The 20,860-nt window shown below is 38.7% G+C and carries 17 protein-coding genes; all 17 read left to right on the forward strand.

Annotated elements, in window-relative coordinates; genetic code table 11:
* Positions 1-196 precede the first annotated feature (196 nt).
* On the forward strand, positions 197-2,683 hold the full coding sequence (locus tag BM181_RS03010) for a CDP-glycerol glycerophosphotransferase family protein (protein ID WP_075442349.1): 2,487 nt from the start codon (positions 197-199) through the stop codon (positions 2,681-2,683).
* A gap of 31 nt (positions 2,684-2,714) precedes the next feature.
* Positions 2,715-3,488, forward strand: a complete 774-nt coding sequence (gene rfbF, locus BM181_RS03015; RefSeq protein WP_075442350.1) for a glucose-1-phosphate cytidylyltransferase — start codon at positions 2,715-2,717, stop codon at positions 3,486-3,488.
* A 45-nt stretch (positions 3,489-3,533) separates the two neighbouring features.
* A complete protein-coding gene (locus BM181_RS03020; protein WP_075442351.1) occupies positions 3,534-5,324 on the forward strand; it encodes a thiamine pyrophosphate-binding protein in 1,791 nt (596 codons plus the stop codon).
* Between the two features lie 120 nt (positions 5,325-5,444).
* On the forward strand, positions 5,445-6,545 hold the full coding sequence (locus tag BM181_RS03025) for an FkbM family methyltransferase (protein ID WP_075442352.1): 1,101 nt from the start codon (positions 5,445-5,447) through the stop codon (positions 6,543-6,545).
* Positions 6,546-6,582: 37 nt separating this feature from the next.
* On the forward strand, positions 6,583-7,659 hold the full coding sequence (locus tag BM181_RS03030; RefSeq protein WP_075442353.1) for a radical SAM/SPASM domain-containing protein: 1,077 nt from the start codon (positions 6,583-6,585) through the stop codon (positions 7,657-7,659).
* An 18-nt stretch (positions 7,660-7,677) separates the two neighbouring features.
* Positions 7,678-8,850: a LegC family aminotransferase gene (locus BM181_RS03035; protein ID WP_075442354.1), complete on the forward strand. Its 1,173-nt coding sequence runs from the start codon at positions 7,678-7,680 to the stop codon at positions 8,848-8,850.
* A 4-nt stretch (positions 8,851-8,854) separates the two neighbouring features.
* Complete coding sequence (locus BM181_RS03040) at positions 8,855-9,484, forward strand: acetyltransferase (RefSeq protein ID WP_075442355.1); 630 nt, start codon at positions 8,855-8,857, stop codon at positions 9,482-9,484.
* Positions 9,485-9,522: 38 nt separating this feature from the next.
* Positions 9,523-10,701, forward strand: a complete 1,179-nt coding sequence (gene neuC / locus BM181_RS03045; protein WP_082336134.1) for a UDP-N-acetylglucosamine 2-epimerase — start codon at positions 9,523-9,525, stop codon at positions 10,699-10,701.
* A complete protein-coding gene (gene neuB, locus BM181_RS03050; RefSeq protein ID WP_075442357.1) occupies positions 10,698-11,783 on the forward strand; it encodes an N-acetylneuraminate synthase in 1,086 nt (361 codons plus the stop codon). The genes neuC and neuB overlap by 4 nt, the downstream gene beginning before the upstream one ends.
* 15 nt (positions 11,784-11,798) lie before the next feature.
* A complete protein-coding gene (locus BM181_RS03055; protein WP_075442358.1) occupies positions 11,799-12,851 on the forward strand; it encodes a nucleotidyltransferase family protein in 1,053 nt (350 codons plus the stop codon).
* 108 nt (positions 12,852-12,959) lie between these two features.
* Complete coding sequence (locus BM181_RS14915) at positions 12,960-13,613, forward strand: LbetaH domain-containing protein (protein WP_082336135.1); 654 nt, start codon at positions 12,960-12,962, stop codon at positions 13,611-13,613.
* A 59-nt stretch (positions 13,614-13,672) separates the two neighbouring features.
* On the forward strand, positions 13,673-14,569 hold the full coding sequence (locus tag BM181_RS03070) for an NAD-dependent epimerase/dehydratase family protein (protein ID WP_075442361.1): 897 nt from the start codon (positions 13,673-13,675) through the stop codon (positions 14,567-14,569).
* Positions 14,570-14,581: 12 nt separating this feature from the next.
* Positions 14,582-15,811, forward strand: coding sequence for a glycosyltransferase (locus tag BM181_RS03075; protein WP_075442362.1), 1,230 nt, complete (start codon positions 14,582-14,584; stop codon positions 15,809-15,811).
* Positions 15,804-16,994: a glycosyltransferase family A protein gene (locus BM181_RS03080; protein ID WP_075442363.1), complete on the forward strand. Its 1,191-nt coding sequence runs from the start codon at positions 15,804-15,806 to the stop codon at positions 16,992-16,994. Before BM181_RS03075 ends, BM181_RS03080 begins: the two co-directional genes overlap by 8 nt.
* A gap of 80 nt (positions 16,995-17,074) precedes the next feature.
* Entirely contained in the window at positions 17,075-18,169 is a 1,095-nt protein-coding gene (locus BM181_RS03085) for an NAD-dependent epimerase/dehydratase family protein (RefSeq protein ID WP_075442364.1), read from the forward strand.
* Positions 18,163-19,404 carry a UDP-glucose dehydrogenase family protein gene (locus BM181_RS03090; protein WP_075442365.1) on the forward strand — a complete coding sequence of 414 codons (1,242 nt, stop codon included), beginning with the start codon at positions 18,163-18,165 and terminating at the stop codon, positions 19,402-19,404. The genes BM181_RS03085 and BM181_RS03090 overlap by 7 nt, the downstream gene beginning before the upstream one ends.
* A gap of 17 nt (positions 19,405-19,421) precedes the next feature.
* A complete protein-coding gene (gene rfbH / locus BM181_RS03095; RefSeq protein ID WP_075442366.1) occupies positions 19,422-20,732 on the forward strand; it encodes a lipopolysaccharide biosynthesis protein RfbH in 1,311 nt (436 codons plus the stop codon).
* Positions 20,733-20,860 lie beyond the last annotated feature (128 nt).

Below are 20,860 nucleotides of genomic sequence, written 5' to 3' on the forward strand. Positions count from 1 at the left end.
ATGGACAGTCAGGCCGCTCGCTTTTGGTTCAAAGGCTTTATCTCGCAGGAAAATGACATGGTGATTGATGATGGTGCTTTGTTACTATTGGGAGGGTAGATTTTAGGGAGATTTTGGCACAAGAGCAGGATTCTTTTGGTGTGTACCGAATTATAATATAGATATAGTATAGGCAAGTATAGGGAGTGAATGCCAGATGATGGATCGAGGAACACAACGGGAGCTTATCAAGGCGTTGTTACAATTGAATGAAATGCTGCGTGGCATTGACTTTAGTGATGGTGTACAGCGGCAGACCGTAGTGGAAATCCTCGAAGCCGTGAACAAGCGGTGCAATATGGATTTCACAGCACTCAAGGCTGCAGTGTATGCGGAATCGCTCAGTGGTCTGGCCCAGATTATTGGCCAGACAGATTGGCTGAATCTGCAGGCCGAGGAAAAGCATGAGTGCCGTAACCTTTGTCAGGATATCATTCATATCGTTATCAGCAAATTACGTCAGGAAAAAGAAATAAAAAAAGACATTGTATTCCTGCCCTATAAAGCATCAATGTGGGATAGTCTCGAAAGCGTCTGGCGGGCGGCGAGCGAGGATAAAGAACATTGCAATACGTATGTTATCCCTATCCCGTATGCTGATCGAAATCCTGATGGTACAGTAGCTACTTGGCATTGTGAAGCAGAGTTGTTTCCAAAGGATGTTCCAGTGCTGGATTGGAATGACTATCCGTTTGAAAAGCTGAAATCATGGCACCCGGATGTTATATTCATTCATAACCCGTACGATAACTATAATGCGGTTACTTCAATCGATAAACAATACTATTCAAGTAACTTGAAAAAATGTACAGATAGACTTGTATATATTCCTTATTTTGTTTTGACGGAATCAAAATTAGGATATAGTGGTAATACTAACGAAGAAGATAAGATCGCAAACTTTATTTTGGCACCTGGAGTTATAAATGCAGATTATACAATTGTTCAGTCAGAAAAACTAAGAAAAAAATATATAAATGTATTGATGCGACATACAGATGTAGAGCGCCGGTATTGGGAAGAACATATTTTAGGATTGGGGTCGCCTAAATATGATAAGGTTACTAATACATCTAAAGAGTATTATGAACTTCCACAGGAGTGGTATAATCTTATACAAGAAAAAAAGGTTGTCCTTTATAATACTGGTTTGACTACCATGTTGAGGTATGGTAAAGATTATCTTAATAAAATATGCTCGGTTCTCTCAACGTTCAAATCTCAGCATGATGTGGTACTTTGGTGGCGGCCACATCCATTGTTAAGAGCTACATTTCAATCTATGTATCCAGAACTTTTAGAGGAATACGATGATATAGTAAATAAATATCGCTCGGCAGGTTGGGGAATTTATGATGATACAGCAGATTTGAATAGGGCTGTAGCATGGACAGATGCATATTATGGCGATTCGAGTAGTGTTGTATCATTATATGAAAAAGTAAATAAACCTATAATATATGAAGCAATAAACAGAAATGACGAAGATGGTGATAGATATCATTGGAAAATAAATATCCCGCATGGAATAGTCATTGGTGGTGATTTATATTTTACGCCAATGAATTATAAAGGGTTATTTGTATTCCAGACCAATGAAAATAGATTAGAACATTTATCTTGGCTAGGACAAAGGATAAATAGGTTTTGGTGTTGTGGAGGAATTTGCTCTTTAAATGATAAGCTTTTTCTTGCTCCGGCTAATAATGAGTATGCAAGAATCGTTGATTTCAACGGGGATGTGATAGAAGAAATACCTATTAGTCGTAAGTTTGTTGATGGACGAATAGACACAAATGGAGATGTGCAGTTTTATGGAGTTTATCTTTGGGGTGAAAGAATCTGGATGATTCCACATCATGGTAAGGCGATTGTATCCTATGATTTAAGAACAAAAAAAGTAGAATATTATCCAGAGATATATGGAGTGTTGCGTGATGTACAGAAGGATGTATATCCAATATATGGAGAGTCAATGCTGGCAAGAGGAAGTCTTTGGATAATAGCAGCACAAAGCTCGCAAATACTTCAATTTGATTTAATATCTCACAAGGTATATTCGCATGATATTGATGAAGAATATGGAAAAGTTGCTTATATCGAATATGATGGGGAGTTTTTTTGGCTGTATACTTTAGAGGGCGTTTTGATTTGTTGGACGCCTGAGTCCGGGCAAAAGAAAAAAATAGTAAACCCCCTGGGGATTGCCGCTAACTATGGTGCTATAAAATGTGTCAATAGAAATATATGGATTATTGCTAGTTATCAGGATGTTTATGGCATTTATAATATTGACACAGACGAAGTTAATATTTATAGAAATAAAATCAATAATAAATCGGAAGGAAAATTGGGGATGCCAATACTGAAGGTTGTAGGAGATGATTTATATCTTTTACCATATTACGGGAATTTGCTCGTTTGTATCCATACTAAGTCACAAAAGGTTGATAGTTGGATAGTTGATTTTTCTCCGGAACTAAAAGATAAGTATCATAAAGAATATGCAGAGAGATATGGAGTTGCGGAATGGGAGCTGGACGAGGAGACAGTTTTTTATGTTTTACGAGAAAAAGGAAAAACAGTAATAGATTGTAATATAAATGACATCGGGGGAAATATTTACAGAACATTAATTAAGTAGTTTATGGGGTGAGTTAGGGAGTGTTTATTAAATGAAAGTTGTATTGCTAGCAGGTGGAATGGGAACTCGTATACAGGAAGAATCGGAATACCGTCCAAAACCAATGGTAGAAATCGGCGGGATGCCGATTCTTTGGCATATTATGAAGGAATACAGCTTTTATGGATATAATGAATTTATAGTTTGTGCTGGTTATAAACAGCATATGATAAAAAAATGGTTTGCCGATTATTTTGTATATACTTCGGATATAACGTTTGACTTTACGCAGAAAAACAGAATGATTGTTCATGATCAGTTTACAGAGCCTTGGCGTGTAACAGTGGTAGATACTGGCTTGGAAACGATGACTGGAGGACGAATAAGACGTGTTCGGAAATATCTAGGGGATGGACCGTTTTTACTGACTTATGGTGATGGTGTTTGTGATGTGAATGTGAATAGATTAGTGGAGTTTCATAAATCACATGGTAAGATAGCTACGTTAACATCTGTCTTGCAGAAACAATCAAAGGGAATATTGAATATCGGAATTGATAATACGGTACGAGCTTTTCGGGAAAAATCGATAAAAGATAATGCCTATATTAATGCTGGCTATATGGTAATAGATCCCAAGGTTTTAGACTATATTAGTGGAGATGATTGTACCATTGAACAGGATGTCTTACCGTTACTGGCAGAACAAGGCGAACTTATGAGTTACAGACACGAGGGTTTTTGGGGCTGTATGGATACTTTACGTGAAAAGATGGAGCTTGAAAGCCTGTGGGCTCAGAATAAAGCTCCGTGGAAGGTTTGGTAGAACAAGTTTCCGTACTTATGAATATGTTGAAAGAGGATTGTAGAAATGAAACAAAGTGTGGCAGAATATATAGCAGATTTTTTAGTAGCACATGACATAAATACAGTATTTACAGTTGTTGGTGGCGGTGCCATGTTCCTAAATGATGCTTTTGGAAAACATGATAAAATACATGTCATTCATAATCATCATGAACAGGCTAGTGCTATGGCAGCAGAAGGATATGCTCGTATTCATGAAAAACCAGCAGCTGTGTGTGTTACTACGGGACCTGGAGGGACTAATGCTCTTACGGGGGTTTTATGTGCCTGGCAGGATAATGTGCCTATGATTGTTGTTTCTGGGCAGGTGCGTTATTCAACAACGGTGGAGAATTCTGGTCTTGATTTGAGACAATTTGGAGAACAAGAGTATTATATTATTCGGTCAGCAGCTCCTATGACAAAGTATGCTTATACGGTAAAAGATCCTTCAAAAATTCGCTATGTACTGGAAAAAGCATTGTATTTGGCCCTTCATGGCAGGCGCGGGCCTGTATGGGTGGATGTTCCACTTAATGTGCAAGGGGCAAGTATCGAGACTGATGACTTGAAAGGTTATGAGCCGCCGCTAGACTGTGTAGATTATGAACCTGTAGCAAAGATGATCTTGTCGAAATTGGCAAAGGCAAAGGCTCCCTTGCTACTCGCTGGTGCATCTATACGCAGGTCTGGTGCTTATGATGTATTCAGAGAGTTGGCAGATAAGCTCTGTATACCTGTAGTTTCGCCAACTTGTGTTGCAGATGTACTTCCGATAGGCCATCCGTATTATTATCAGAATTTTGGCGTTGTCGGAGGTAGAACTGGAAATTTCCTTGTACAGAATGCTGATGTAATATTATCACTTGGATGTCGCTTGTCTTTGAATCAGATTGGATTTAATTATGATGCCTTTGCGCCACAAGCTTACAAGATGGTGGTTGACATTGATGCAAATGAATTGAAGAAGCATACGTTGAAAATAGACTTCCCCATTCAGGCAGACTTAAAGAAACTTCTAACTGTTATGAATAAAATTATTTTGACTCCTTGGCAGGCGAAGGAGTCATGGATAGCTTATGCCAATACCTTGAAAGATAGATTTTCTCTGCAGAATGAAATAAAAGAACATTCTCAAGGGATAAATCCTTATCGCATGATTCAAAGGCTTATGCATGCACTAGATGACAATGCTGTTGTGGTTGTGGGGAATAGTTCGGGAAGTGCAATGGCTCTTCACTATGGCGTGGAAAAAGACGGTCAAAGGCTGTTCGGCAATCGAAACTGCGGAACAATGGGGTATGATCTGCCAGCGGCAATGGGAGCGGCTGTTGCAAGTGGACGTTCTGTTGTTTGCCTGACCGGAGATGGAAGTATACAGATGAATCTTCAGGAACTTCAGACGGTGGTGTTGAACAAGATACCTATCAAGATAATGATATATAACAATAATGGATATATGGGAATCGTGCGGACACAGAAACATTATTTCAAAGGAAGGCTGACTGGTTGCACACCGAAATTTGGACTGGATTGCCCTGATTGGGAAAAGATTGCCTATGCCTATGATATTCCGTATACAAAAATGGAGAATGTACAGGATATCGATAGGAAATTACAAGAGTTCTTGGCGAAGCCTGGATATGCATTATGTGAACTGATAGAGGATTCCTCGCAGGGGCCAGCATTCAAGACCACTAGTAAGAAACTAGAGTCAGGAGAGATGGTATCTGCTCCATTGAATGAGTTGGCGCCCAAACTAAGTGATAAGGATTGGCAACGATATCGGTGTTATCGAGAAGGTAGAAATTGTTAAAGTGAGGATAAGCAAAGGGATTGTCTATGGAGAAATAGGTTTAATGGAGGATTTTTCTGCTGGAGTAATTACGAATGCGATAATTTAGATGATTTAAATTGGAAATATTGAGGTAAAATTATGTTGGAAAAGGACTTTATAGAGCAAGCAAATAATTTGCCACAAAGTTTTTTGAATGCAATGATTTCTGACAAGAATATTGTAATCTATGGAGGGGGAGCTGCATGTTTATGGTATGTTGAATGGTTAAGAGGTCATGGAATAGAGCCGTTGTGCATTATCGATAGCGATTTAAGACAGAAGGGATCATATATTGATTCTGTTGAGATAAAGTCTATGGATGATGTAGAGCGAGAGTTTGGACTATATAATTTATGTGTCATTATTGGTTCGCCCAAATACAAAAGAGAAATAAGTGAGATCTTAAAAAAATGGAAAAATGTACCAGTTTATTCATTTGAGACAGAAATCTACTGTAATTTTATCAAGGATGTCAAGATGTATCGTAAATATTTGTTGGAACATTACGACGAATTGGATGATGTATATCAGTCTTTAGCTGATGAAAAATCTAGGGAAACATTAGACTCAATTTTGAAGGGGAGGATTACGGGGAATCAGGATTACTTTTCGAATGTGATGACGCTTAATCAGTATTTTCCAGATGATATTATTAGCTTGGATGAAAATGAAACAATTATTGAAGTGGGTGCGAATGATGGTAGCACTTTGATTGAATTACTGGACAGGCTGAATCGCAAATATAAGAGAATATATTGTTTTGAGCCAGATGTGAAATGTATTAGTATTATAAGAGAAAAAATAGAGAAAGAAAAAGATGATAGAATAATCTTTATACCAAAAGGAGCAGGAAATAAAGAGGAAACATTGTATTTTAAGACAGATACAGAAAAAGGTGCTTCAAGGGTTGTCGAGTCCGGGGATTATGATTATTTTATACAAGTAACTTCTATTGATAAAGAAATTTCTGAGCCGATTAGTTTCATTAAAATGGATATTGAAGGTATGGAATTGGAAGCATTAAAAGGCGCAGAGAAAACAATAAAAGCATATAAGCCAAAACTTGCAATATGTGTTTACCATAATCAAGAGGATATTATAGATATACCGAGATATATAAAATCATTGGTTCCAACATATAAAATGTATATAAGGCATCATAATTATGGGGCGGCAGAGACTGTACTATATTGTGTATAAGAGATGCTAATAGAATTAATATTGCGGGAGAGTTAAGATGAAATATTCATTATGCGATGATTTTCTTAATGCAAAAAAAATAGTGTATCCGATGGTAAAATATCTTTCTTCTTATTTAGACGGAACGAAAGATTATGCACCGTGGTCAGTGGAGATACATCCTACAGCAAAATGTAATCATAGGTGTATACATTGCTCCTACCAAGAGCGTAATGAAAGTCGTGTGGAGATGCCGAAAGAAATGTTTTGGAACCTGTTGGAATCGTTGATTCAGATGAAGGTGCATGGTGTATATTTTTCAGGTGGTGGGGAACCTTGCACTTATGAGGGCCTTTCAGATGGTATTCAAAATTTGAAAGAAAACGGTGTAGAAGTAGCACTAGTGACAAACGGAACTTTATTTGAGAGAATGGGACTTATGGAAGTGGCTGATTGCATAAACTATATAGCTTTTTCTGTCCCAAGCTGTACGGAGGATATATATGAGAAAATTACTGGCAGGAAACTAATGGAAGAAGTTCTTTCATTGCCGGATAAAATAAAAAAGCGTTGGGGGGGACGCGCGCCGATTTTGGGGGCTCGTGTGGTTATAACAAATCTTATAGCAGAAGAGGTTCCATGTATTCTTACTACATTGAAAAAACGCAATTTTGATTATGCATTATTCAAGATTGTCCGGGATTATGAGGACCGGGGACTGGGCGTTTCGGAAGAGATGATAGATAAATTAAAAATAGAAGTTCAGAATTTGAAGGAAAATGGAGACCTTGATTCAAGATTTACTAATCTTGAAAGAATTTTTGCTTATCGTAACCCCTATAATCCGGATGGAATTTGTCATATTAACCGAATGGGACTGCTAGCTGCAATTACTCCAGAAGGGGATGTTTATCCTAATATATCGGAAATAGGACATAGTGAATTTAAAATAGGAAACTTGTATGAGCAGTCTTTTGAAAAAATATGGAATAGCGAAAAACATAAACATGTGAAAGATATATCTGATAGGCAATGGCAATCTGGCTTGTGTAAGAATTGTCGGGCTATTTCGTACAATCTTCGAATACAGGATATGGTAGGTCATTTGCCATGTGAAGAAGATCCTTTTATTTAAATCGGATGTGAGTTGGATATGTTAAATAAACAAGGAAAAATCGATAGTGTATTGAAAACGTTACAAGATTTTTTACCTACGAATCATTTGGTACCTTTGCATGAGCCGTTATTTCGGGGAAATGAAAATAAATATGTGAAGGAATGTATTGATACAGGCTGGGTTTCCTCATTGGGAAAGTTCGTTGATCGGTTTGAGGAAGATTTGGCTGCTTATACTGGTGTAAAAAGAGCTGTAGCAGTAGCGAATGGTACGTCGGCTTTGCATATTTGTCTTGTTTTAGCAGGGGTAAAGGCAGGTGATGAGGTGTTGGTACCTGCACTGACTTTTGTTGCTACTGCTAATGCAGTAGTTTACTGTCAGGCTGTTCCACATTTTGTGGATAGTTGCTATGAAACCTTAGGGGTAGATCCGGATAAGTTAGCAGTCTATTTGTCTGATATTGCGGAAGTCAAGAATGGTGTATGTTACAACAAGCAAACAGGTAGACGTATTTCGGCAGTAGTTCCTATGCATACTTTTGGTCACCCGGTAGATATGGATAAAATCATTGCAGTGGCAGAGGAATATAATCTGGTTGTGGTGGAGGACTGTGCTGAGTCTATTGGTTCCTTCTATAAGGGAAAACATACTGGTAATTTCGGTCTTGTGAGTGCTATGAGTTTCAATGGCAATAAAACTATCACTACAGGTGGTGGTGGGGCTGTGCTTACCAATGATGAGGAACTTGGCAGATTTGCAAAGCATTTGACTACGCAGGCCAAAATTCCGCATAAATGGGAATTCCGCCATGATATGGTAGGGTACAACTATCGTATGCCGAACATCAATGCTGCATTAGGATGCGCTCAGCTGGAACAATTACCAGAGTTCCTGGAGAAAAAACGTTCTTTAGCAGAGAAGTACAGGCAAGTTTTTGCGAAGAGTGATGTGGTAGATTTCTTTGTAGAACCCGAATTTGCCAAGAGTAACTATTGGTTTAATGCGCTTATACTAAAGCCGGCAATGAAATATTTGCGGGACGACATGCTAGCTTTGCTGAATGACAATAATATCATGAGTCGTCCAATTTGGAATCTTATGTATACGCTTGAAATGTACCAGAACTGTCCACGTATGGATTGCAGTGTTGCTAAGGATATTGGCAGGCGACTGATCAATATACCATCTAGTGTGGTTTTAGGAGATTGAATTTATGGATAAACCTGTAATCATCATTGGCGCCGGAGGGCATGCCAGAGTGCTGTATGATTGCCTGTGCTTGCTTGGGGTGGAAGTTTTAGGTGCATTGGATAAATGTTACCCAAAAGGGGATAGAACATCGAGGATACCTATCCTTGGGAATGATAGCACGATTCATGCTTACGCCACTGATGCGGTGGAGCTTGTCAATGGGATTGGGTCTGTAGGAGATACGAGTTTGCGTGCTGCTATTTATAACAAATTTAAGAAGTTAGGCTACAGTTTTCGCACGGTAGTTCATCCAGCGGCGACAATGGCAAGAGATTGTGATTTGAGTGAGGGAGTTCAAGTTATGGCTGGTGTTGTGGTGAACACAGGGGTGAAAATTTCTGCTGATTCTATCATAAATACTGGTGCAATAGTTGATCATGATTGTTTCATTGGTAGGCATGTACATATTGCACCGGGATGTACAATATCTGGCGGGGTGAATGTTGGCGATGGTGCTCATCTTGGTGTGGGCGCTACTGTTATTCAAGGGGTAGACATTGGGCGCAATGTTTTGGTAGGAGCCGGTGCTGTAGTACTGAAAGATGTATTGGCAGACATGAAAGTTGCGGGAGTACCGGCAAAAGTAATATAGCTTTAATAACATAGTATTAGCGTATATAATGAAGGAGTATGGCAGATTTGCGGAAAGTATGCGTTGTTACGGCCACAAGGGCTGAATATGGGTTGCTTGCTCCAGTGGTAAGGGAACTGCGTAAGTATGAAAACAAGAATCTAAAGGTAGACCTGATTGTCACAGGTACGCATTTGAGTCAATTATATGGCCTGACAGTACAGGAGATAAAAGATTCTGGACAGAGGATAGACCTGCAGGTAGAAATTCCTGTTAGATCAGATACAGCGATGGATATTTCATGCAATCAGGCAGAAACTTTAATCAAGTTTACAGAGCTTTTTTTTAAAAAGCAGTATAGTGGGGTCGTATTATTAGGTGACAGATACGAGATGTTAGCGGTAGCTATAGCTGCAGGTAACACTAATACACCAATTGTTCATATAAATGGTGGAGATACTACAGAAGGTGCTATGGATGAGTGGATACGTCACTCCATAACAAAGATGAGTTATCTTCATATGGTTACCAATGAGGAGAGTAGGAAAAGGGTTATTCAATTAGGAGAAAATCCGGCCAGGGTATTTAACTATGGCTCTACAAGTATGGACAACATTTTAGCTGTGGCAGATATGGGCAAGGAGGATGCGCTGAAGAGCATTGGCTTAGATTTGTGTCATTATATCTTATGTACCTATCATCCAGTGACAATAGATGAAGGTAAAGTTGAGGAGCAAATAGAGGCCTTTATTGAGGCAATAAAGGCTTTTTCTGATATGCAGTTCATTGTAACTAAGTCGAATGCCGATCAAGGGGGCGCGAAAATTAATGAGTTGCTGGATAAGGCGGCATTGCCCAATCTGCATGTATATGCGTCATTGGGGGTAAGGCGGTATCTATCATTAATGAAATATGCAGAACTTGTATTGGGAAATTCTTCTAGTGGCATTATTGAGGCACCTGCTTTGCATGTGCCTACTGTTAACATTGGGGATCGTCAGCGGGGACGATTACAGGCAGAGAGTATTATAAACAGTGGAGAGTCTGTTGCAGAAATTGCACAGGGGATAGAGATAGCTATGAGTCACGAGCATAAGGAAAAGTGCAGACATATAACTAGTCCTTATGGTGATGGACATGCGGCACCAAAGATCGCCCAAAAGGTTATTGAAGTTTTACAGGGAGACATAGATTTAAAGAAAAAATTTTTTGATTTGTCAGGAGGTGGGATGCTTTGAAAAAAAAGCAGATATACATAATTGCTGAAGCAGGCGTGAATCATAATGGGAGTATGGATATGGCCAGGAAGCTTATTAGGGAAGGGGCTGAGGCAGGCGTTAATGCGGTAAAGTTTCAAACGTTCCGTCCGGAAAATCTGGTAACACAAACGGCAGAGAAAGCAGCATATCAAAAGGAGACTACAGGAATACAGGAAAGTCAGCTAGACATGCTTCGGAAGCTGACATTACAAGATGATGACTATTTGGAGTTGCAACACTTATGCAAGGAATGTGGTGTGGAGTTTATATCAACCCCATTTGATAGTGATAGCTTACATTTCTTGATTACACAGTGCGATATGCCTTTTATAAAAGTGTCTTCGGGAGAGATAAGTAATGCGCCATTCCTTTTTGAGATTGCGAGAACGGGAAAGCCAGTAGTATTGTCTACTGGTATGGCAACGTTGGGGGAAGTTGAAAAAGCATTAGCGGTATTATCTTACGGATATCTGCAGGTGGAGTTTCCATCTAGTTATCAGGAGGTACAGAGGGTATATGTGTCACAAGAAGGTCAAAATATTCTACGAGACAAAGTACAACTCTTGCATTGTACTACTCAATATCCGGCATCTGTCAATCAAGTAAATTTAAAGGCAATGGAAACATTGAAGAGTGCATTCGGATTGTCGGTGGGGTATTCTGATCACACAGAAGGAATAGCTGTTCCTGTGGCGGCGGCGGCTAGAGGGGCAGTCATTATTGAAAAACATTTTACGTTGGATAAGTCATTAGCTGGTCCTGATCATAAGGCGTCTTTAGACATAAATGAATTGAGAAAAATGGTAAAGTCTATAAGAAATGTGGAGCAGGCCATTGGCAGTGGGGGGAAAATACCTGCCTTAGAAGAACAGTTCAACATTGATATTGTGAGAAAGAGCTTGGTAGCAAAGGATAATATTGCGAAAGGCGATACATTTTCGTTAAGAAATCTTGCTGCAAAACGAGATGGGACAGGTATTAGTCCTATGGATATATGGGATGTGTTGGGGAAGAAAGCAGAGCGTTCTTACCAAAAAGATGAGAAGATTGTAATAAGATGATGAGGGTTCGGTCTTATGAATAACTGGGAAATATGTTTGCTAGATTCATCTGCACGTGTAGTGGATGCAGCAAGAGTGATTGATGCAAGTATTGCTAAAATTGCTTTGGTAGTGGATAAAGATCGAAAATTGTTGGGATGTATTACTGATTATGATGTACGTAAGGCTGTACTTTGCGGGATGGATTTGTTAGAGAATAAGGCTTTATCGATAATGAATGCGAATCCAAAAGTTATAGAATCCAGTGCATCGAACATATTGATTCACCAAACGATGTTGAATAAGAATGTTCGACAATTGCCATTGGTGGATTCTAAAGGATGTCTTTGTGGACTCAGAATTTTGAGCGAATTTGATATAAGTCGCCTAAAGCATAGTAATCCTGTTATTTTGATGGCTGGAGGATTGGGGACACGGCTTCGACCACTTACGGATAAATGTCCAAAGCCACTACTTCGTATAGGTGACAAACCGATTATGGAAATAATTTTAGAGAGCTTTATACAACAAGGTTTCTCTAACTTTTATATATCTGTGAATTACAAAGCTGATATGATAGAAGATTACTTTGGGGATGGGAACAGATATGGAATAAGTATTAACTATATTAGAGAAAAGAAACGGTTGGGGACGGCGGGGGCACTTAGTTTGTTGCCAGATAACATTGAGGAGCCAGTGTTGGTAATGAATGGAGACCTATTAACCAAGGTGGATTTTGGTCAGTTGCTAGACTGCCATAATTATCGTCATGCTGATGCTACAATGTGCGTACGTGAATATAGATATCAAGTGCCATATGGCGTAGTTGATATAGCTGATGAAAAAGAATGGGTAATTACTGGATTGACGGAAAAGCCAGTGCATTCAGCGTTTGTGAATGCGGGAATATATATGCTCAATCCGGAAGTGATAAAGGATATACCGAAGGATACATATTTCGATATGACAGATGTATTCGCGTTAAATATAGAAAAAAATAGAAAAAACATGGCATTTCCTATTCGTGAGTATTGGATGGATGTAGGGAGAATGGAAGACTTTGAGAGGGCAAGAGAGGATTTTTTATAAGGAGAACAATAAAACTGAAGTAGTACACTTTCATACTGATTTATGAATTTAGTTGTGCTTCAAATTGAAAATAATTGATATTAGATATAAAAAGGATATGGTAAACTGATGAGATGTACAATGCTTCCTGAAGAGTTGAAAGATTACGTGTCTGCACAAATGAGTCATTTTTTTCCTGATGGACAGTCTTGTAGGACAGATAGCTATTTCAAAAAAGGATTTGATATGGCTATGGAAAGAACAGAAAAATGTTTTTCGCATATTGCTGTTAGAGGTTATCGAAAAGATGGCGTGGCATATTTCAATCATTTACATATGGATCAATATGGAACTTTTTTGTATTATTTATCAAATAGCATCTACAAAGTAATTGGAGAAAATAACTGGATGAGTGATAAGTTGATTCTTCTTAATCGTAGTTTATTAGGATGCTGGTTCTCATATAAATGTAAGTTGCCAGATGTGTTTTGTTTGGATCATCCTGTTGGAACTGTACTTGGAAACATAGAATATTCCAATTATTTATATATTTCACAGAACGTAACAATAGAAACAGGCGGGAGTAAAATTGGAGAATATGTCGCTTTATTTTCAGGAGCTACTTTAATAAAAAATTGTGAAATAGAAGACGAATGTTCCATTGGGGCTGGTGTTGTCCTGAGACGTAGCGCGGTTCCATCAGGCCATATTGTCTATTGTAAAGATGGAATAAATTATATTCAAAAAAGTGACAAATGTGTTGCAAAAAAAATTTTTATATAACTTTATAACAAGTCGATAATAAAGCGAACTGTTGTATGTATCGTTGTAAGGTGGTTTAATTGAAAAGTGTAATTGTAACAGGAGCCGCCGGTTTTGCCGGTTGTAATCTTGTAGAAATGTTGATGAAAAAAGATTACTTTGTTTATGCAGTGGTACGTCCTGATTCGGCGCATAATTTTCGCTTATTGGAGTCGAATCGTTTAAAAATAATCGAATGTCGTATGCAGGATTATAATGAATTGCATCGATATATCGAAGGGCCTTGTGATGCATTATATCACCTCGCTTGGCAAGCGGGAGGGTTTAAGGAACAAAAACAATGCATAGCTTTTTCCATAGAGGCGCTTAAGGCGGCAAAACGTATTGGTTGTAAAAGATTTATAGGTGCGGGTACGCAGGCAGAATATGGGCCGCAAAAGGGGCTAATAACGGAAAATATTTGCCCAAATCCTACTACCGCATATGGTGCATCTAAATTGGCTGCATGTGTGCTGACTAGGCAGCTAGCTAATGATTTGGAGATAGAATGGGTGTGGGGGCGTATTTTCAGTTTGTATGGGAAATACGAACCATACGGGAGGATGTTGCCTGATTTAATAAAAGCCTTAAAGAGGGATGATGAATTCCATTTATCTGCGGCAACACAGAACTGGGATTATCTGTATTCGTCAGATGGTGCTGAGGCATTGATCGCTTTGGGAGAGAAGGGGAAGGATGGCGAAATATATAACGTTGCTAATGGAGATTTTCATCCATTAAAATATTTTACTGAGGAAATAAGGAAACTCATCGCGCCAAATGGCAATCTTCTGTATGGAGAAGAAGTTGTAAATGCTACATCTTTACAAGTTTCAGTAGATAAAATATATAAGGACACAGGATGGAGAGCTCAAATTGAATTCAAAAAAGGGATTGCTATGACGAATAAATATCTTAGTGATATTGAAAAGGTGTAGGGTGATATTGCTTTGAAAAAAATTGTGTACTACTATGATGGTGCAAAGTACTGGGATTCAAATGATAAACATAACGCTGAGGTGATTTATCAATCTGCACTTATTGAAAAAGAAAAATTTGAGAATCTAGGATATTCAGTAATATTATGTAATACATGTAATTGGGAAGATATAGGAAAAGTATTAGATCTTTTCAGAAAAGATGATGTATTTTTTTCGATTGGAATAAATGCTGCTGGTTTGGATCTTTATATGGAAGATGGAAAAGGCTTGTACGAATGTTATGATGTACCGCATATTTCTCTAAATGCAGATCAGCCATATGCAGGGTCAGAAAGCTTTTACATAGGGCGGTTGCGTAATGCAAGGTGTAATAATTTGATTATTGGTACCAATAATGGATACTCGGTAGTAAAATGTATGGAAATGGCTCACTTCAAAAGTAAGATTCGTGCATTTTTTGATAATGTTACATATTATGAGGTCGATGAAGAATCGTTAAATTATGAACGAGATATTGACGTGTTGCACACGGGGCGGTTGTACACAACTGATACGTTACGACGTAGCTGGAATACAGAACCGATGCCTATGAAACTTAGAAACATACTAAATGAAGTGGCAGATTATTTAGAAAATCAAGCTGTATCTGTTTATCATGCGTTTAAAAAAGTAACCGATGTTTATCATGAAGAAGAATTATTGGAAAAGATATATACATATTTCCAAGTAATGTTTAACTATATTATTCGGTGGCGAAGACAAAAATTAGTGGATGTTTTGATCGAGAATGAAGTGCCGATTACAATGTGTGATGCATCTTGGCTAGATTATAAATATGCTAAGAAAATGAGAATTTTAGGTACTAACCATGCGGAGACAATGGAGTTGTACAAGAGAGCCAAAATATTGGTATCAGACCTTGCGGGTTTCAATAACGTAACGCACGGAAGAAATATAGAGGCAATATCTCGTGGTGTAGCTGTTGTAAGCGAGTATAGTCCATTTTTAGATGAAGAATTTAAAAGATATAATGCGATTGAGTTGTTCAACTGGAATAATGTTTACAGGGTTCCTGAAATGGTAGAATGTTTATTGAATGATGACAATAAACGTACTGTTATGGCGAGAAAAGCCTTTGATATCATTAAGTATAAATTTACTCCAGAGAATAATGCAAAAGCAGTCTTATCTGTGATTGATACATACTTAAGAAATAGAGATGGTGAAGTACATGGATAACGGGATATCGGTAATTGCTACATTAAAAGATGGTACTGATTCTGGTAGTCTTAAATGGTGCATACAATCTATCCTTAATCAGACGACACTACCAAATGATATTGTTGTGATTGTGGAAAAAAAAAGTAAAACGATAAATAAGGTGATAGGAAATTTATCCCGAGAAGTAGCCAATATAAATTTTATTATAAAATCCAATGGAAATAATACATCTTCTCGATTTATCGGTGCAAAGTACGCAAAGTGTGATTGGCTAGCGTTCATAGATTCTGATGATCGTTGGGTTATGGATAAACTAGAGAGTTATTTAGAAGAAATAAAACGTGTGGAATACGCATCAGATACAGTGATTATATCTGATGCGTATATTGGATATATCAATAAGGATGTCCCTGGAGTGATAGATACGAAAGTTGAACATATGCAGATTGATTTTTCAAAGCAATCTGCATACCATAAGGCTCGACTTGAATACTATCCACATATATTTTCTGGATTGCTTGTTTCTAAGAATTATTTTTTAGAATCTTTTGATGGTACAGTACGTGATGATTGGTCGTTGTTCTTTAATTTGATTGATAAAGCAAATGTCATTCGTATGGATAAATTATATTATATACATACGATTGATTTGTCTAAAATTGTATTATATACAACAAATGATTTACTGAGACGAGTTGCTTGGTTGGAAAAAAATAAAAAAGCATATCTAGACATGTTTGGAGTTTCATACTATGACAGATATTTAAAAAATATATATTATAGATCAAAAAAGCTTAATCTGCGACTTGTTAGAGATAAAGTTATAGATATACTTGGAGATGAGAATAAAATAGACATTAATCAGGAATCTGATATGCTGATTGATTTCTTAAATAAACATGATTTTGTTGCATGCTATGGAGCAGGATATTTTGGTGATGAAATTACAAAGTTTATCAAAGGCTTAGCAAAGAGAATAGAGTGTATTATTGTATCTGATGGACAAAAGAGGTTTACAGATTTGAATGGATTTGTTGTAAAAGAGTATTCTGAAATTAATTTAAGCGATTATGACGGAATCGTTTTAGCTATGGATTTAATAAAATACCCAGATATGAAGAATGAACTTAGGTCGAAATATTTGGGTGATATATTTACGATTACATATGAGGGAATAAAAACTTTGAAGGCTATTTTGTAGGGGTCAAGATTTTTGATGACAATATATTTACCATGATACATGCAGGCGTTATGACGTTGGAGAAAGGATGATGGGATTCCATGCTTACAGAGCAGCTTAAACAAGATTTGGATCATACCTTTAGATGCTTATCAAAGAATGAAAAAGAGAGGTTAAGTGGTGGTACGGTGCTGATTACTGGTAGTGCCGGATTTATAGGGTATTATTTTACCCATTTCTTTTATCAATTCAAAGAGGAACTGAAAATAAAAAAAGTGATTTGCTTGGATAATTTCATGTTGGGAGAGCCGAAGTGGCTGAGGGAAATAGCTGCCGACCAGGATTTCATCATCAAGAAGTTTGATATTATCAAGGACAGGCTGGAAGATATACCGGAAGCAAATGAAGCGAATTATATCATCCATATGGCTTCTATAGCTTCGCCTACTTTTTATCGCCTGCATCCCATAGAAACAATAGATGCAAATATCTGGGGGCTGCGCCGACTTTTTGATTTCTATAAAGATAAAGATATAGCAGGTTTTCTTTTTTTCTCTTCCAGCGAATTGTATGGAGATCCAGTGCCGGAGGCAGTGCCTACATCTGAGGAGTATAATGGTAATGTAAGTGCTACTGGCCCTAGGGCTTGCTATGATGAGTCTAAGCGTTTTGGGGAAACCATGTGTAGGCTCTTTGCTCAGGAATACAAAATGCCTATAGGTGTTGTACGTCCTTTCAATAACTATGGTCCTGGTATGAAACTGAATGATAAGCGTGTCCCTGCGGATTTTGCCAAGAATGTGCGGGAGGGAAAGGATATAGTTATCCTTTCCAATGGAGCGCCCAGCAGAACTTTCTGCTATATTGCCGATTCGGTAACTGGATATCTGAAAATACTTCTGCATGGAAAATATGATTATTTTAATATCGGTATTGACAAGCCTGAGATTTCTGTGGCAGAACTGGCCAGAATTTACAAGGAAGCAGGAAGGGCGATATTCGGTTATGAGGGAGAAGTGAGGTATGCGGTGTCTGAAGATGCTGAGTATCTTACCAACAATCCCCAGCGTCGTTGCCCAGTAATCGAAAAGGCAAGAAACATACTCTCCTATGAGCCTTCAATATATGTGGAGGAAGGTGTAAAGAGGTTCCTAAGATTTATCAAGGAAAGTCCGGAGGAAAATCTTATATGGTAACAGTATTTGGTTTGGGGTTTGTGGGGCTTACGACGGCGTTAGGATTCGCTCATCTTGGCTATAAGGTTTATGGTATTGATGTTGATGCGGAGCGGAAAAGTATCCTTAGGAAGGGGCAGCTTCCTTTTATGGAGCCAGAAATGGAAGATGTGCTTAAAGATAACTTAGGCAACAGATTCTTTGTGACTGATGATGTTGAAACGGCAGTGAAAGACAGTGATTTTGTTTTCTATTGTGTGGGAACTCCATATGGTAGGGACGGCAGCGCAGATTTGAAGTATCTTTTTTCTGCAGTGGATTCTACTCTTCAGGCCGTTCATGATGAGAAATATCGGGTACTGGTTACAAAATCAACTATTCCCCCCTCTACTACCGCAGAGAAAATCTTGCCTTATGTACGAAGTAAGGGAGGTACGTCAGAGCGCTTTGGCGTAGCCAATAATCCAGAATTCCTGAGGGAGGGGCATTGCTGGGAAGATTTTCTGGGAGCAGATCGCATCGTGCTTGGCTCGGAAGACAAGAAAGCTCAAGCTATGCTTATTGCGCTTTATAAACCGATGGGGGTGCCTATCAAATGCGTATCTTCTTCCACCGGTGAGTTTATAAAATATCTTTCTAATACACTCCTGGCCACCATGATTAGCTATTCTAATGAAATGGCTCAGGTGGCAGAGACGATAGGCGGCATTGACGTAGCAGACGCTTTTCATATCTTGCACATGGACAAGCGTTGGAACGGTGGTACAATGGCATCATATGTGTATCCGGGATGCGGCTATGGTGGTTACTGTTTGCCTAAGGATACCAATGCACTTTTGGCGCAGTCCCGTGAAAAGGGGTTTGAGCCGCAGATTTTGAAAAATGTCATCGCAATTAATGACAACCGGCCAGCTGCTATGGCCCAAAATATAGCAGGAAAATCTTATCATGATGCTGTCATTGGCATAATGGGGCTTTCATTCAAGCCTGAGTCAGATGATGTCCGTGATACTCCTGCTGCGCGTATTATCCGCGAGCTTATCAAGATGGGCTATAAAAATATCAAGGCGTATGATCCTGTGGCCATGGACGAGTTTGCAAAGTACTATCCTGAGCTGGATATCGATTTTTTGCCGTCGGCGCAGGCAGTATATGCTGCTTCTGATAAAGTGGCTATCTTGACGGCTTGGGAAGAATTTAGGGAAATTCCTCAGTGGGGAGATAAACTTGTCATAGATTGCCGCTATATGCTTTGACTGTGAGGAGGAGAGCAATGACTAAAGAAAAAATTCTTGACGCAGTCAAGAAATACTACAGAGAGAATTACCAGGAGAAGGAATTTAAATCTGGTGATAGAATTAATTATGCAGGCAGGGTGTACGATGAGCATGAGTTGGTCAATTTGGTTGATTCATCACTCGAGTTCTGGCTGACAGCTGGCAAATATACCAGAGAGTTCGAGAAAAGGCTGGCAGATTATCTGGGGGTGCCTTTCTGCGCACTGGTGAATTCTGGCTCATCTGCAAATCTCCTGGCTGTAGCAGCTCTGACGTCGCCCTTATTGGGGGAGCGCAGGCTGAAAAAAGGCGATGAAGTAATAACTGTGGCGGCGGCCTTCCCCACTACAGTAGCACCTATACTGCAATGTGGTGCAGTACCAGTATTTATTGATATCGAGATACCTTCATATAATGCGGATGTGTCGCTTTTGGAAAATGCTTTGTCTGAAAAGACCAAAGCTGTATTTCTGGCCCACAGTCTGGGGAATATTTTTGACCTCAAGGCTATATCAGCTTTTTGCAAGAAAAATGACCTTTGGTTGTTGGAAGATAATTGTGATGCGCTGGGAGGCACTATTGAGATTGATGGTGAGCTCCGCATGACAGGTACTGTAGGTGACATAGGTACCAGCAGTTTCTATCCAGCACATCAGATGACTATGGGTGAGGGGGGAGCAGTCTATACTTCCAATCCTTTGCTAAACAAGATTGTGCGTTCTATGCGCGACTGGGGACGTGAATGCGTTTGCAGCGGCGGGCAGGACAATCTTTGTGGACATCGTTTTGATGGACAGTTTGGTACGTTGCCCAAAGGGTATGATCATAAGTACGTATATTCGCATATTGGCTATAATTTGAAGGTTACGGATATGCAAGCGGCTATAGGCTGTGCTCAGCTGGATAAGTTGCCTGATTTTGTCAAGCGGCGACAAGAAAATTGGGAAAAGCTACGCGCTGGACTTGAAAAGATGTCAGATGTGTTGATCCTTCCAGAGAAAGATGATGGTTCAAAACCATGTTGGTTTGGTTTCATCATGACTGTCCGGCAAGAGTGTAAGAAATCAAGAAATGAAATAGTGAGATTTATTGAAGACCATAATATTCAAACTAGAAATCTCTTCGCAGGGAACATTATACGTCATCCAGCTTTTCAAAATTTGTCTGAAGGCAAGGATTATAGAGTTGTAGGTAGCCTTTCTGTTACTGATTATGTTATGAATAATAGTTTTTGGGTAGGGGTATATCCTGGTTTGACTGATGAAATGATCTGTGAAATGATTAGTGTTATTACTGCGGCACTATAAGGGAGAAAAGTATGGGATGGATTGTCAAGCCATGTGCAACGCTTTCGAAAAATGAACCTCATATGCTGTTTTATAATTCAGACATTTCCAAGGACGCAGAATCAGTATGATAACTTTTGGAAACTGGC

The organism is Pseudoselenomonas ruminantium, from assembly GCF_900113715.1.
Taxonomy (GTDB): domain Bacteria; phylum Bacillota; class Negativicutes; order Selenomonadales; family Selenomonadaceae; genus Selenomonas_A; species Selenomonas_A caprae.